This is a genomic window from Cryobacterium sp. Y11, from assembly GCF_002929535.1.
Classification (GTDB): Bacteria; Actinomycetota; Actinomycetes; order Actinomycetales; family Microbacteriaceae; genus Cryobacterium.
In genome coordinates, this window is record NZ_PJJO01000052.1 from 1 (window position 1) to 13,278 (window position 13,278).

Below are 13,278 nucleotides of genomic sequence, written 5' to 3' on the forward strand. Positions count from 1 at the left end.
ATGAGCGTCAGCGACGGTTGCTGATGGGGCTGAGGCTCGGGTGCTGGGTCATGGCGGGGTTGCGGGGTGGCCCGGGTACCGCCAAATGGACCGCGATTGAACACTGGCTGTTCAGTCAGATCTCGATGAACTGGCGTGGCCAGCCGCTGGTCAGCCGCTGACCAGCCACGAAGTCATCGTCAACCTCATCGCCGGTACCACCACCCGCACCGGTTTGACCGTCACCGCCGGATTTGACGAGAGCATCTACTCCAAAGGCATCAAGATCACCGAGCGCGAAATGGCAGATCTGGAAACCCAGCACCTCACCAGGCACGACTTCCATGACGAGTGCAACGACACCGTAAGCCCAGCAGATCAACCCTGAACTACGCGTGATGTTGATTTACAGGCCCTAAGAGGAGCTAGGCGGTGTGTCGAGGGCCCTGCTCGGGTGCTGCAGCGGCGTTCTTGGCCAGCAGGTCGCGAATCTCGGTAAGTAGGTCGAGCTCGGTCGTGGGGTCGGCGACGACTTCGGAGGGCACGCCGGCTGAACGGCGACGGTCCTGGGCCTCCTTGAGCTTGTTCAGTGGCAGCACGATCGCGAAGTAGACAACTGCGGCGATCAGCAGAAAGTTGATGAGTGCGCCGATGACGGCACCAAACAAGATGCCGTCCCCGCCTCGCAGCGGCAGGACGAGCGAGTCTGCCAAGGACTCGGCACTGAAGATTGACGCGATGAGCGGGTTGAAAATGCTCGTGACGATCGAGGTGACCAGCGCGGTGAACGCCGTGCCGATGACGACGGCGACGGCGAGGTCGATGACGTTGCCGCGCATGATGAATTCTTTGAAACCGTTGATCACGGGGTGCTCCAATCGAATGACTTGGGAGACCGTCTTGGTCAGCGCCATAGCTTAAGACGCCTTGGTAGCGGCCGGAACGGAGGAAGATGTCGAGGCCTTGGCGGGTGTGCTCTCGGCCTTCTTTTCGGTCTTGGTCTCGGCTGGCGTGCTCGCCGAAGAGTCCGACTTCTCGGCAGACTTCTCGGCCGGCTTGCGGTCGAGATTCGGATTGGACCGCTTCGCATCCGCTTTGGAGTCGTTGCTGTAGAAACCCGAGCCGCTGAAGGTCACGCCGATCGACGAAAACACCTTGCGCAGTTTTCCCTGACAGGTCGGGCACACCGTGAGCGAATGATCGGTGAAGGCCTGCTGGATATCGAAGGCGGTGTCGCACTCGGTGCAACGGTAAGAGTAGGTAGGCACTGCATCTCCAGCTGGTTGAGCGGACAGGCAAGCGCCTGTCAGTACTAAGGTTATGTGCGCTGGTGCCCGGTCAGATGCAGAACAGGGTGCACGAGCGGTATAAATGGTCAGAAAGCGATGATTCTGGTCGGTGTGACGAGGCCATTGACCGGCTGGTCGTGCACCTCTCGGGGCACCTCGTCGACGTATTCGCTGTCGAAGACCACGGCGTAGACCGGCGGGCATTTCTCCATTGACCCGAGTGTTTTGTCGAAATAGCCACGACCCCAGCCCATGCGCAGGCCATCAGCGCCCACCGCCGCCGCGGGCACAATGATGAGGTCGACGTCGTTGATGGCGATTGGGCCCAGCAGGGTTCCGACGGCCTCCGGTACCCCGGAAATTCCCGTGAATTCCTCCTCGCCGTCGCCGACGGTCCAGTCGAGCAGGCCGTCTTCGCGAGAAATGGGAAACAGAATACGGATGCCTTCTGCCGTGGCCCAGTTGAGAAACGGCCGGGTATCGGGTTCATTGCGTGCAGACAGATAACAAGAAATCGACCGTGCTGACAGATCAACCACGAGACTCTGCAAATTTTCGGTGAAGCCGGCCGTGGCCGCTTCGCGCTCCGAGGAGGTCATGTTCTGGCGACGCTCGCGCAGCTCCGCTCTCAGTGCGCGCTTTCGATGACCAATGTCGGAGTCCATATAAGGCATCCTACTTGCCGCTAACCTAGTGCCCATGGGTACCCCGATAACTAAAGCCGTCATTCCCGCAGCCGGGCTGGGAACGCGATTCCTGCCCGCCACCAAGGCCATGCCGAAGGAGATGCTGCCCGTCGTCGACAAGCCAGCCATTCAGTATGTGGTCGAGGAGGCCGTTGCGGCCGGCCTGGGCGACGTGCTCATGGTTACGGGGCGTAACAAAAATGCGCTGGAGAACCACTTCGACCGCATGACCGAGCTGGAGGCGATGCTCGAACGCAAGGGCGACCAGACCCGGCTCGCCAAGGTACGCGAATCCAACGAGCTCGCCGACATCCACTATGTGCGTCAAGGAGACCCGCGCGGCCTCGGCCACGCCGTATTGCGCGCGCGCATGCACGTGGGCAACGAGCCATTCGCCGTGTTGCTCGGTGACGATATCATCGACGCCCGCGACCCGCTGCTGACTCGCATGCTCGAGGAACAAGTCAAGCGCGGCGCCAGCATCGTCGCCCTGCTCGAGGTCGACCCGGCGCAGATTCACATGTACGGCGCGGCCGCGGTGGAGGCGACCGACGATCCCGATGTCGTACGCATTACCGGACTGGTCGAAAAACCCAGCCGAGAGGATGCCCCCTCCAACCTCGCCATTATCGGCCGCTACGTACTGCGCCCGGAGGTTTTCGACATTCTCGAGCGCACCGAGCCGGGCAAGGGCAACGAGATTCAGCTGACTGACGCCCTGCAAGAGATGGCTATCACTCCCGAAACCACCGGCGGCGTCTACGGGCTCATCTTTCGCGGGCGTCGCTACGACACCGGTGACCGGCTCGACTACATCAAGGCGATCGTGCAGCTCGCCGTCGATCGTGAAGACCTCGGCCCCGACCTCAAGCCGTGGCTGCACGAATTCGTCGCAACGCTCGACTAACGTTTTAACGAGCCCCACCGGTCTTTTCCTCCCACGACAGACAGGCCAACCGTGCCGATCGCCATTCCGACCCTCCGCGAGGGTGCCATTACCCTGCGCCCCGTCCGACTGCGCGATGCGCGTGCGCTCGAGGGTGAGTTGTTGGCCAACCGTTCCTGGTTGCGCAAGTGGGAAGCCACGAACCCGTACGCGCCGATGTCTTTCGACACGCGGGCGAGCATCCGTAGCTTGTTGACGCATTCCCGTGCGGGCCACGGCCTGCCATTCCTCGTCGAGTACAACGGTGAGCTGGCCGGTCAGCTCAACGTTTCCTCGATCACCTGGGGATCGCTCTCGTCGGCGACCATCGGTTATTGGGCGAGTGAGAAGTTCGCGGGCCGGTCGGTGACGCCGACCGCCGTTGCGCTCGCCACCGACTATTGCTTCTACCAGCTCGGCCTGCACCGCATGGAGATCTGCATCCGCCCCGAGAACAAGGCGAGCTTGCGCGTGGTCGAGAAACTGGGTTTTCGCTACGAGGGTCTGCGCCGCCGGTACATCCACATCAACGGCGACTGGCGCGACCATTTCTGCTTCGGACTGGTCGCCGAAGAGCTCCCCCAGGGAGTCATGCGGCGCTGGCGCGATGGTCTGGTACCAGCGGATGCCGCGCGCGTCACCGCGACCGATCTCGAGGCGGCCGCGCATCCGGTGCCCGTCATCGTTCGATGACTCGGGTGTATAGCCTCGCTCGGGGGCGGAATCAGTGTATTAACTTCGGTGACACGCCACCGGTAATCACGCTCGGATGCGGCTCGGCCTCTTACCGTTATCAACATGAGTAATGAGGCATTGGGCGGCGGGGTGATGGTGGCGGTGGCCGCTGTGCTCTGGGTGGCCTATCTGATGCCCACCTGGTCGCGCCGCAAGCAGTATCAGGCGACCGAACGAAACGCCGTGCGCTTGCAGCAGACGCTGCGCATTCTGGCCGAAACCGCCGAGGTGCCCCGCCAGGTGCGGCTGGAAGCGACCGCACGTACCGTGGCTGAGCAGCAACGCATTTTGGCGCGGTCTGAGCAGTCAGAGCGGGCCGAGGCTCAAGCTGTCGCGGATGCTGCCCGCGACGTTCGGCGCGCCGCTGCGGCCGTGGCAGCCTCGGCGACTCCGCGCCTGCCGGAGTCGCCCGTTTCGAAGCTCCACCGCCTGCGCCGCTTTCGTGGTCTGGTGTCGCTGATTCTGCTGGCCGGATTCGTGCTGGCCGTTGCCGGAATCGCTCCCGCCCTCGCCGGCTCCTTCACCGCGCTCGTCGGAGGCGGGGTCACCATGGTGGCCGCATTTGGCATTCTCGGTCGGCTGGCCACGGTTGCGCGCTCCGCACGCGTGGTGCGGGCACCCGTGCCGATCTCGCTGCCCGTACTGATCGGTCAGCCCTTTGAACCCGTATATCTAGAGGAGACCCCGGTCATTCCGCCAACGTGGACGCCCCAGCCGGTGCCGCGCGCACTGCACCTCTCGCGCGGATCTATTGCGCAGACGGCGATGGCATCCGTTGAGGCGGCCAACCAGCTGCGCAAGGCCGCCGCGGAGGGGGAAGTTACGCGCCGCACCGCAGCCCTCGCCGAGGAAGCGAATCGGGCCGTCACGCCGATCGCGCGGCCCGCTGTGGCTTCCGTGGCGTCCGTGGCTTCCGCGCCGAGCCGGTTTGCCGCCATGGGCATTGTCGGTGAAACCGAGCCGGGCATGACCGATCTCGACGCCGTGCTGCGTCGTCGACGCGCCGTCTAATTCGGGCGTCTGGCTCGAAGCGGCAAAAGTGGCGGCCGGGCCGTGATATTCTTCAAAGGCAGTTTGGGGCTTTGGCGCAGTTGGTAGCGCGTCTCGTTCGCAATGAGAAGGTCAGGAGTTCGAATCTCCTAAGCTCCACCACACTGTTAGAAATGCCCCGGCCTCGGTCGGGGCATTTCTCATTCTTCCCTGTTCGCCAGCGTGAGTTTGCCTTTCCGCGAGCCGGGGCGGACTGTCCCCGGTTTGCGGCGGCATCTCGTGGGTGGCCGAGTCGCACGCGCGGCGAGATGCCATCTCTGGCCCCATCGTTTTCGCGAGATGCCATCTCTGGCCCCTTGAACAGGATCTATGGGGCCAAAGGTGGCATCTCGCGAGGGTGAAGCCGAGTTCATGGGGCCAAAGGTGGCATCTCGTGAGGGACGCTAGGCGATCGGCGGGCGCTGCAGGGTCTGGGTGATGCGGCTGGCCTCGTCGAGCAGCAGCTGGCCGAGCGTCTTCTGTCGCTCTGGCCTGAACCGCGGCTCGATACCGGTGAGGGAGAGCGCCCAGCCCGGGCGACCGCTGCGGTCAAAGATCGCGGCGCCCATGCCCCAGCTACCCTCGAGAATGAGCCCGGGATTGACGGCATAGCCGGTCACTCGGGTGCGCTCGAGGTTGGCGCGGATGCTCGCGGGCGAATGCTGAGACCCCCAGCGAGCCGCGAAAGTCTCGGTGTCGGAGAGAATGGCATCCACTTCGGCCTCGGGTAGGTACGCCAGAATTGCCATTCCAGCGGATGCCACCCCCAACGGAAAACGCACCCCCTCATGCAACACGAATGAGCGGATGGGAAAGCTGCCCTCCTCGCGCAGGAGGCAGACTGTCTCGGCGCCGCGCCGAATAGAGAGGAACGCGCTCTCACCGGTCTCCTCGGCGAGGCGCACGAGGCTCGGCCGGGCGAGTTCTTCGATCGGGTAGCGGGCAGCGGCGACGGTGCCCATGACGAATACCTCGGGTCCGTAGTGCCAGGTGTGGCGAGCGGCGTCGTGGTCGAGCAGGCCCTCGGCGGCGAGTGAGGTGAGTAGGCGGTGCACGGTGGGCCGGGTCAGGCCGGAGTCGCGAACGATTTCGACCAGGGGAGTGCCGGCCGGGTTGCGGCCGACCAAGCGCAGCAATAAGGCGATTCGGGCGACGACCTGCGTACCCGGCGCCGCTTGTGCGCCCAGCATGCCCGCTGCGGGTGGCTGAGAAATCATTTCGCCTCCTGTGTCCATAATGTGGATGATTCATACCCTAGTGTTCACGGGGTGGAATCACGAGAAATTGGGGTTTGACAGGACTTATCGGCCCTGAATAGCATGATGATATTGATCGATGTCCATAAGTTGGACACTGCGACAGGCGCGACACCAACTCGATGAGGAGAATGTATGTCCAAGGTTCAGGTCAGCGCGAGCGAGGCGCTGCACGACGTTCTGCGCGACGGGATGGTGCTCGCGGTCGGCGGCTTCGGCCTCAGCGGCATTCCGGCGGATCTCATTGACGCGGTGCGGGCATCCGCTGTGAAGGATCTCACCGTTGTGTCAAACAATATGGGCGTTGACGGTAAGGGGCTCGGCGTGCTGCTGGAGGCCGGGCAGGTGCGCAAGGTTATCGCCTCGTATGTGGGAGAAAACAAGCTGTTCGCCGAGCAGTTTCTGGCCGGTGTGCTCGAGGTGGAGTTCAGCCCCCAGGGCACCCTGGCCGAGCGGCTGCGGGCCGGCGGCGCTGGCATTCCCGCGTTTTATACCAAGACCGGAGTGGGCACGTTGATTGCCGAGGGCAAGCCGCTCGCCGACTTCGACGGCGAAACCTACCTGCAAGAACGCGGCATCGTTGCCGATGTCGCCCTGGTTAAGGCCTGGCGCGCCGACACCCTGGGCAACCTCGAGTACCGCTTCACCGCCCGCAACTTCAACCCGGTGGTCGCGACCGCTGGCCGCGTGACGATCGCCGAGGCCGAGGTCATCGTGGAACCGGGTGAGATCGATCCGAACCACGTGATCACCCCCGGCGTCTACGTGCAGCGCCTGATCCAGGCCTCGGCGCGGGTCAAAGACATTGAACAGCGCACCGTGCGCAGCCGGCCCGTGCTGGTCGGCGTACAGACAGGGGAGTAAGACCATGGCGTGGACCAGGGATGAAATGGCCGCGATTGCGGCGCAGGAACTCAGCGACGGCGACTACGTGAACCTCGGCATCGGCATTCCGACGCTGGTGGCCAACAACCTGCCGGAGGGCATTCAGGTGACGCTCCAGAGCGAGAACGGGCTGCTCGGCATGGGGCCGTTCCCGTTTGAGGGCGAGGAAGACGCTGACCTCATCAACGCCGGCAAGCAGACTGTCACGGTGCTTCCCGGGGCGTCGATCTTCGACTCGGCGACTTCTTTCGGCATGATCCGCGGCGGTCACGTCAAGGTTGCCGTTCTCGGCGCCATGCAGGTCTCCGGCTCGGGCGACCTGGCCAACTGGACCATTCCGGGCAAAATGGTCAAGGGAATGGGCGGCGCGATGGATCTCGTCGCCGGCACCCCGCGCGTGATCGTGCTCACCGAACACGTCGCCAAGGACGGTACGCCAAAGATCGTGACCGAGTGCACCCTGCCGCTGACCGGGGTGGGCGTGGTCGACCGCATCATCAGCGACACGGCCGTCTTCGACGTGACACCGACCGGCCTCGTGCTGCGGCAGCGCGCCCCCGGCGTGAGCCTGCAAGACATTGAGGACACGACCGAGGCCGCGTTCACGGTCGGCGAGCTGGCTCCGAGCCGGTAGCCGACCCGGCCAAGCGGATGCCGCGGTCCGGCGCGCGCGCGGGCGGGCAGCATCCGCTTGGCTGAACGGTCTCGAGTGTCGGTGGCACCCGCCATACTGGGTGCATGTCCGACCCGATCGGTGTGCGCGCTACCCGGCCTTCTTGGCGGAGCCCGGCGTTGTCGGTGCGCGTGCGAATTCTGGCCGCGATCTTGCTCGTCACGGCAGCAGGCCTCGGTGTCGCGGGAACCACGGCCTACCTGGTGCAGCGCGAACGTACCCTGATCGAGATTGACGCGATGCTCAGTGCGACCGTCGACGACGTGCGCATCGTCGCCGCCGACTCGGCCGCGGTCGACCTGCGGGGTGCCCTGCGTGCCGTCATCGCCGGAGTGCGTCCGGCCACCAACGAAAGCACCCTCGCCGTCATCGACGGGGTCGCCGCCTTGGAACCGCGCGAGGTCGACTTTCGACTGGCCGATGACGCTATGCTGCAACGCAGCGTCGTCGAAGCGGCCTCGGGCGACGTTGTGCTCGGCACCGTCACGTCTTCAGGACGCCTGCTGCGCTACGTCTTCGTGCCGGTCTCGGTCGATGGCGACCCGGCGCGGGGCACGTTCATCGCCGCCTTCGACCTCAACGCGGAACTGCAGCCGATTTCCGATGCGTCCCGTACCTATTTGATCGTGGGCCTGGTGACCCTGATCCTGGTCGGGCTGGTCGGCTGGGTCGTGGCCGGGCGCCTGCTGCGCCCGATTCGCGGCCTGCGCGAGGCCGCCGCGCGCATCACCGCGTCCGATGTCAGCGAGCGCATCCCGGTCGTCGGCCATGACGACGTATCAGCGTTGACGGCGACCGTCAACGACATGCTCGACCGGCTGCAGGGCGCGCTCACCGGGCAGCGCCAGCTGCTCGATGATGTTGGTCACGAACTGAAGACACCGATCACCATCGTGCGTGGGCACCTCGAACTCATGAATGCCGACAGCGCAGTGGATGTCGTGGCCACCCGTGACCTCGCAATCGACGAACTCGACCGCATGGGCGGCCTCGTGCGTGATATCTCCGCGCTCGCCCAGGTCGAACGGTCCTCGCTGCAGAACTGTCGCCCCACCGACATCGCCGCGCTCGTAAAGCGAGTGCGGGTCAAAGCAGCGGCTCTGTCGGCGCACCGCTGGGTGGTCACGGCGAACGCCGCTGTGGTCGTGGCCGTCGACGCCGACAAGCTCACCCAGGCGCTGCTGCAGCTCGCGGCAAACGCGGTCAGCCACGGCGCACCGTCCGGAGTGATCGAGCTGGGCAGCGCAATCGCAGCGGATGCCGCTGGCCGGCCCCGCCTGCGCCTCTGGGTCAGCGATCACGGCCCTGGCGTCAGCGACGAGCTGATGCCGCACATCTTTGACCGGTTCCAGCGCGGAACCCGTGGTCGAGGCCCGGTCGGTTCTGGCCTCGGTCTGGCCATCGTGGCGGCGATCGCCGCCGCGCATGACGGAGTGGCTCGGGTCACCCCAACGCCCGGCGGAGGCGCCACGTTCACGATAGACCTGCCACTTGACCTGGCGAATGCACCTGCATTCGCGCCACCCGACCCGAAGGACATCCGCTTGTGAGTCGCATTCTCATTGCCGAAGATGAAGACCGCATCGCCAGTTTCGTCGAGAAGGGGTTGGTTGCCGCCGGGTTCTCGACTGTCGTGGTGCGAACGGGAACGGATGCCCTCGACTACGCCATCACCGGCGGGTTCGACCTGCTGATTTTGGACATCGGCCTGCCCGGGCTCGACGGCTATGAGGTGTTACGACAGCTGCGGGCCGACGGGTCGGAGCTGCCGGTGATCGTCTTGACGGCGCGGGACTCGGCCGAAGACACCCTTGCGAGCCTTGAGGGTGGCGCCAACGACTACATGTCGAAGCCGTTTCGGTTCGACGAACTGTTGGCTCGGGTGCGGCTGCGCATGGCCGACGCTCCGCGGACGACGAGTTCGGTTCTCGGCGTCGCCGGGCTCCAACTCGACCTGCGCACCCGGCGAGCGACGGTCGGCGACCGGCAGGTTGACCTCTCGGCGCGGGAGTTCGCGCTCGCCGAAGAATTTCTGCGCCACCCCGACCAGGTGCTCAGTCGGGAGCAGCTACTGAGCCGGGTCTGGGGCTACGATTTTGATCCAGGGTCAAACATTGTCGACGTGTATGTGGGCTATCTGCGTGGCAAATTCGGTGCGGAACACATCGAGACCGTACGCGGAATGGGCTACCGACTCAGATGAGTCGGTAGCCCAGGAGTTGCCGCGAGCAGACTACTCGTGATCGCTACCGTGCCCCGAGTCGTCGCTGCCCGAGTCGTCGTTGCCATGGCCGCTGCTGTCATCGCTGCCGCTGCCGCTGCCGCTGTTGTCGCCGTGGCCGGAGTTGCTTCCGCGGCCTGAGTTGCTTCCGCGGCCTGAGTTGCTGGCGTCATCAACCGTGGTCGAGGTGCCGGGGCCGGAGTTGCTGCCTACGCGCCCGTCGCTGTCATCGGGGGTGTCCGCGATATCGTCGGCGCCATGGCCCGATCCGATCCGGCCGTCGCTGTCATCCGGGGCGTCGTTCACGTCGTCGCTGAGGGAATCGTCGCGGAGGGAATCGTCGACCGTGTCGTCGATGCCATGGCCCGAGCCAACACGTCCGTCGCTGTCATCGGGAGCATCATTCAGGTCATCGATGCCGTTGCCGAAGCTGAGGCGCAGGTCGCTGTCGTCGGGGGCATCCGGAAAATCACTGGAGTTGCTCGAACTCGGCACGCTGTTGGAGGTGCTCGTGGGAGCCACGCCGACCCGGTCGGTGTTCGCCTGCGCCGCAATTACGCCGACCGACATCAACCCGGCGAGGCTGATGGTTGTGAGGGCAATGGTGCGCTTCTTCGTCATCTGAAACATGGGGTGACCCTTCGTCTGCGCCGAGCTAGCGGCGGATGGAGTGCGTGGCGTTTGTCCACGCCTTCAATCAACCGCATTCAGCTAAGACCGGTGCGAGAGTCGCGTGAGAGCGCTCTCATGGAGAGCGTCAGTTGCGGCTGCTGCCCGATCCGCCGCTGGACGACCCGGAACCCCCGGAATCGTCTCCCGTGTCGTCGTCGTGACCGGGATTGTCGCCGCCATGATCGTCCACGACCACCGGGTCAGCTGCGGGAACGAGTTCCGGCGTGCTGATGGCGGGCGTAGGGTCGGTTGTGGGGTCAGCGGTCGGTTCAGCGGTGGGTTCAATCGTCGGTCCGAGCGTCGGTGCGAACGGCGTGGCGCTCGGAGTGGCTGCTCCACCCGGCTGCACCGACACCGCTGGTACCCCAATGGGTCGACCCGGCTGCTCGGCAATGGCGAGCGAATTCGCCAGCACCGAGGCGAGGGCCACCATCAGAATGGCCCCAGCTCCAGCGGTGACGATCCACAGCAGGGGGCGTCCGAGAATTCTGCGCGCGTTCATGAGGCCTCCCGGTTGATAAATCGTGTCCTCAGTCTGGACCCATCGGGTGAGACGAACGCACGGTCTTCGTGAGAATTCTCTTAGATTGGGTGCTGCGATTCTCGGTTGAGGCCGTGAGCGTGCTGTGACAACGAGCAAACGCATGGCCGCGCGCACAAGCTTGCTCTGCATTTCTCCCGGCCAGGCTCTGCAACTGCGTGAACGTCGCGAAGCAGACCAAATTCGACCTCACACCGCAGGAATTGCTCACCCTCATTTCCTGGTGGCTTCGGTGAAGTCGCTGGAGTAATGTGCGCTCCGTGTTGCCCCGCGAGGCAGCTGACGGACGACGCGAGAGCGGTGACCGCCTAGCCGGGCAGTTGCAGCGACGGACAAACGGATGCCCTGTGCCCGCTAGCCGCGCCGGTCACGATGGCTACCCTGCTCACCTAGGCCTCGCCGTCGAGGGGGCGCGCCGACAAATGTTCGTGAACACACAACCAAGCGCCGTCTCGGCGCTCCATGATGATCGATTCACGTTCGAGCACCGTGCGCTCAATATCGTGCTCACGGATCCTGGTGTCGACATCATGGCTAAAGACCGCGGTATCGCCAAAGATCTGGATCCGTCGATTGCTGGACGAACAGCTCATAACCCTAAAGCCGAAATCCCGTTCCCAGTCGGCCCAGAGCGATTCGTAAGCGCCCCGGCTGTCGAGGCGGTGCGGCGCTGTATAGAAGAGGAACGTTGCATCCGCTGCAAAGCCGGAAAAATACGCGTCACGCTGGTGCCGAGAGAAATTGTCGATGATGGCGTCAATGGCGGCCAACGCGTCGATCTCAGCCTCGCTCATTTGCGTGCCCGTGAGACCGCGACCTTAGCGGCGGTTGATGCGTGGTCGGTCACGATGGGTTCGGGGTCACCGGGCCGACTCGGCACGATGCGTGCGCCATCGGCGCCGAACACGAAGCGGGGTTCCGGAAAGAGCCACAATGCTCCGAGATAGAGCGCCGCCGCCGCCACTACCGCGATGACCAGACTGAGGTCGATGCCTCCACCGGCGTTGATAAACGGGCCGACAATCACCGGCGGATAGTTGGCAAAGAGCAGACCGATCGTGGCAGCGCCGATCCAGGCGACCATGCCGCGCCAGTTGACGCCGGAGCGAAACCAATACACGCCGCCAACCTCGCCCTTATTGAAAACCTGCAGGTTTCGGGCATCGAAGTGGCCGCGCCGAACGAAATAGCCGATCGCCATGATGACGATCCACGGTGTCGTCGTCACGATGATGGCACCGACGAAAGCGTTGACTGCTCCGAGCAGGTCGAAGAAGAGTCTGCCGGTGAGAATGAAGAGGAACGCGAAAACGCCGATGGCGATCGTTGCCTGCACCCGACTGAATCGTGGAAACACCGATGAGAAGTCGAGGCCGGTACCGTAGAGCGAGGTGCTGCCGGTCGACAGGCCGCCGATGAAAGCGACGAGCATGAGCAGTACCGCGTACCAGATGGGACTGGCCTGGATCAAGGCGAATATGTAGTCGCCTTGACCGGCGACGATCGTCGCCGTCGCGACGCCGAACAGGAACGGAATCAGGGTTAACAGCTGCCCGAGGAAGGTAGCGAGGAACAGCTTGCGCGGCGGTGTGCTTTTGGGAATATACCGCGACCAGTCCCCAAGGAAGGCTCCGAACGAAATGGGGTTGCTCATCACAATGAGCGCGGAGGCGACGAATGTCGGCCAGAATCCACCGAGCGCAAAAGCCGACGGTCCGGGGTTGTACCCAGCATCGAACGTTCCCGAAAAGGCGACGATGGCCAACAAAATGAGCGCAGTGTTCGCGATGACGGCGGTTTTGTTGACCAGGAGCATGAACTGAAACCCGTACACGACCACGATGATGACGATGACACCTATCACGCCATACACGATCGTGCGCAGGCCGATCGAGTCGGTCACGCCGGCGAGCCTGGTAAGCGCACCGACGAGGGCGTCCCCGCTGACCCAGACCGAGATCGAGTAGAACGCGATCGCTGTCAGGAGCGACAGGAACGATCCGACAACGCGGCCGCGCACGCCGAAGAAGGCTCCGGAGGAGACGGCATTGTTGGTGCCCGTTTTCGGCCCGAACAGTCCCATCGGCATGAGAAAGAGAGAGCCGACCAGCACCCCGGCGACGGTAGCGAGCACGGCTTGCCAGAACGACAAGCCGAGAACAATAGGAAAGGTGCCCAGCAGAACGGTGGCGAAGGTGTTGGCGCCGCCAAACTGGATGCGCAGCAGGTCGACCCAGGTGGAGGTGCGGTCGGCGTCGGGGATGGTGTCGATCCCGTGTTGTTCGACCTCGGTGACCTTGGGCCGGGCATTCAGGGTGACCGCTCCGGTGCCGGGGGCAACGTCGTTGGTGTCGTTCATGGTTACTGCCTTCGGTTTCACTCGCGTA

General features: G+C 64.2%; 15 protein-coding genes, 1 tRNA gene and 1 pseudogene. 9 read left to right on the forward strand and 8 right to left on the reverse strand.

Annotated elements, in window-relative coordinates:
• Positions 1 to 71: 71 nt before the first annotated feature.
• Positions 72 to 367, forward strand: a pseudogene (locus tag CXY75_RS20425) (ISAzo13 family transposase); the annotation flags it as partial.
• Between the two features lie 37 nt (positions 368 to 404).
• Here the strand turns inward: CXY75_RS20425 and mscL are convergent.
• From mscL to CXY75_RS05795, 3 genes are all read right to left on the reverse strand, one after another.
• A complete protein-coding gene (gene mscL / locus CXY75_RS05785; protein WP_233201759.1) occupies positions 405 to 893 on the reverse strand; it encodes a large conductance mechanosensitive channel protein MscL in 489 nt (162 codons plus the stop codon).
• Positions 894 to 896: 3 nt separating this feature from the next.
• Complete coding sequence (locus CXY75_RS05790; RefSeq protein ID WP_104081889.1) at positions 897 to 1,247, reverse strand: FmdB family zinc ribbon protein; 351 nt, start codon at positions 1,245 to 1,247, stop codon at positions 897 to 899.
• Between the two features lie 107 nt (positions 1,248 to 1,354).
• A complete protein-coding gene (locus CXY75_RS05795) occupies positions 1,355 to 1,933 on the reverse strand; it encodes a 5-formyltetrahydrofolate cyclo-ligase (RefSeq protein WP_104081890.1) in 579 nt (192 codons plus the stop codon).
• A 34-nt stretch (positions 1,934 to 1,967) separates the two neighbouring features.
• Between CXY75_RS05795 and galU the strand changes: the two genes are divergently transcribed.
• The 4 genes from galU (at position 1,968) to CXY75_RS05815 (ending at position 4,766) form a co-directional block, all read left to right on the forward strand.
• The gene (gene galU, locus CXY75_RS05800) at positions 1,968 to 2,861 is read left to right on the forward strand and encodes a UTP--glucose-1-phosphate uridylyltransferase GalU (protein WP_104081891.1); all 894 of its coding nucleotides are present in this window, start codon (positions 1,968 to 1,970) and stop codon (positions 2,859 to 2,861) included.
• 51 nt (positions 2,862 to 2,912) lie between these two features.
• Positions 2,913 to 3,572: a GNAT family N-acetyltransferase gene (locus CXY75_RS05805; protein WP_104081892.1), complete on the forward strand. Its 660-nt coding sequence runs from the start codon at positions 2,913 to 2,915 to the stop codon at positions 3,570 to 3,572.
• Positions 3,573 to 3,677: 105 nt separating this feature from the next.
• Complete coding sequence (locus CXY75_RS05810; protein WP_104081893.1) at positions 3,678 to 4,625, forward strand: hypothetical protein; 948 nt, start codon at positions 3,678 to 3,680, stop codon at positions 4,623 to 4,625.
• A gap of 65 nt (positions 4,626 to 4,690) precedes the next feature.
• Positions 4,691 to 4,766 (forward strand) — tRNA-Ala (locus CXY75_RS05815).
• A gap of 281 nt (positions 4,767 to 5,047) precedes the next feature.
• On the opposite strand, the gene CXY75_RS05820 is transcribed toward CXY75_RS05815, so the two are convergent.
• A complete protein-coding gene (locus tag CXY75_RS05820) occupies positions 5,048 to 5,860 on the reverse strand; it encodes an IclR family transcriptional regulator (RefSeq protein ID WP_233201760.1) in 813 nt (270 codons plus the stop codon).
• Positions 5,861 to 6,034: 174 nt separating this feature from the next.
• Between CXY75_RS05820 and CXY75_RS05825 the strand changes: the two genes are divergently transcribed.
• From CXY75_RS05825 to CXY75_RS05840, 4 genes are all read left to right on the forward strand, one after another.
• Positions 6,035 to 6,763: a CoA transferase subunit A gene (locus tag CXY75_RS05825; protein WP_104081894.1), complete on the forward strand. Its 729-nt coding sequence runs from the start codon at positions 6,035 to 6,037 to the stop codon at positions 6,761 to 6,763.
• A 4-nt stretch (positions 6,764 to 6,767) separates the two neighbouring features.
• Positions 6,768 to 7,418 carry a CoA transferase subunit B gene (locus CXY75_RS05830; RefSeq protein ID WP_104081895.1) on the forward strand — a complete coding sequence of 217 codons (651 nt, stop codon included), beginning with the start codon at positions 6,768 to 6,770 and terminating at the stop codon, positions 7,416 to 7,418.
• A 104-nt stretch (positions 7,419 to 7,522) separates the two neighbouring features.
• On the forward strand, positions 7,523 to 9,007 hold the full coding sequence (locus CXY75_RS05835) for a cell wall metabolism sensor histidine kinase WalK (RefSeq protein WP_104081896.1): 1,485 nt from the start codon (positions 7,523 to 7,525) through the stop codon (positions 9,005 to 9,007).
• Positions 9,004 to 9,660, forward strand: coding sequence for a response regulator transcription factor (locus CXY75_RS05840; protein WP_104081897.1), 657 nt, complete (start codon positions 9,004 to 9,006; stop codon positions 9,658 to 9,660). The genes CXY75_RS05835 and CXY75_RS05840 overlap by 4 nt, the downstream gene beginning before the upstream one ends.
• 30 nt (positions 9,661 to 9,690) lie before the next feature.
• Here the strand turns inward: CXY75_RS05840 and CXY75_RS05845 are convergent, their stop codons facing one another.
• From CXY75_RS05845 to CXY75_RS05860, 4 genes are all read right to left on the reverse strand, one after another.
• Positions 9,691 to 10,308 carry a hypothetical protein gene (locus CXY75_RS05845; RefSeq protein ID WP_104081898.1) on the reverse strand — a complete coding sequence of 206 codons (618 nt, stop codon included), beginning with the start codon at positions 10,306 to 10,308 and terminating at the stop codon, positions 9,691 to 9,693.
• A gap of 127 nt (positions 10,309 to 10,435) precedes the next feature.
• Complete coding sequence (locus CXY75_RS05850; protein ID WP_104081899.1) at positions 10,436 to 10,852, reverse strand: hypothetical protein; 417 nt, start codon at positions 10,850 to 10,852, stop codon at positions 10,436 to 10,438.
• 428 nt (positions 10,853 to 11,280) lie between these two features.
• Complete coding sequence (locus CXY75_RS05855) at positions 11,281 to 11,661, reverse strand: nuclear transport factor 2 family protein (protein ID WP_233201761.1); 381 nt, start codon at positions 11,659 to 11,661, stop codon at positions 11,281 to 11,283.
• A 20-nt stretch (positions 11,662 to 11,681) separates the two neighbouring features.
• On the reverse strand, positions 11,682 to 13,250 hold the full coding sequence (locus tag CXY75_RS05860) for a cytosine permease (protein ID WP_104081901.1): 1,569 nt from the start codon (positions 13,248 to 13,250) through the stop codon (positions 11,682 to 11,684).
• Positions 13,251 to 13,278 lie beyond the last annotated feature (28 nt).

Coding starts and splice junctions, on each gene's coding strand:
- galU (WP_104081891.1), top strand. CDS start 1,968: ATGGGTACCCCGATAACTAAAGCCGTCATTCCCGCAGCCGGGCTGGGA.
- mscL (WP_233201759.1), bottom strand. CDS start 893: ATGGCGCTGACCAAGACGGTCTCCCAAGTCATTCGATTGGAGCACCCC.
- CXY75_RS05835 (WP_104081896.1), top strand. CDS start 7,523: ATGTCCGACCCGATCGGTGTGCGCGCTACCCGGCCTTCTTGGCGGAGC.
- CXY75_RS05810 (WP_104081893.1), top strand. CDS start 3,678: ATGAGTAATGAGGCATTGGGCGGCGGGGTGATGGTGGCGGTGGCCGCT.
- CXY75_RS05825 (WP_104081894.1), top strand. CDS start 6,035: ATGTCCAAGGTTCAGGTCAGCGCGAGCGAGGCGCTGCACGACGTTCTG.
- CXY75_RS05820 (WP_233201760.1), bottom strand. CDS start 5,860: ATGATTTCTCAGCCACCCGCAGCGGGCATGCTGGGCGCACAAGCGGCG.
- CXY75_RS05860 (WP_104081901.1), bottom strand. CDS start 13,250: ATGAACGACACCAACGACGTTGCCCCCGGCACCGGAGCGGTCACCCTG.
- CXY75_RS05845 (WP_104081898.1), bottom strand. CDS start 10,308: ATGTTTCAGATGACGAAGAAGCGCACCATTGCCCTCACAACCATCAGC.
- CXY75_RS05830 (WP_104081895.1), top strand. CDS start 6,768: ATGGCGTGGACCAGGGATGAAATGGCCGCGATTGCGGCGCAGGAACTC.
- CXY75_RS05795 (WP_104081890.1), bottom strand. CDS start 1,933: ATGGACTCCGACATTGGTCATCGAAAGCGCGCACTGAGAGCGGAGCTG.
- CXY75_RS05850 (WP_104081899.1), bottom strand. CDS start 10,852: ATGAACGCGCGCAGAATTCTCGGACGCCCCCTGCTGTGGATCGTCACC.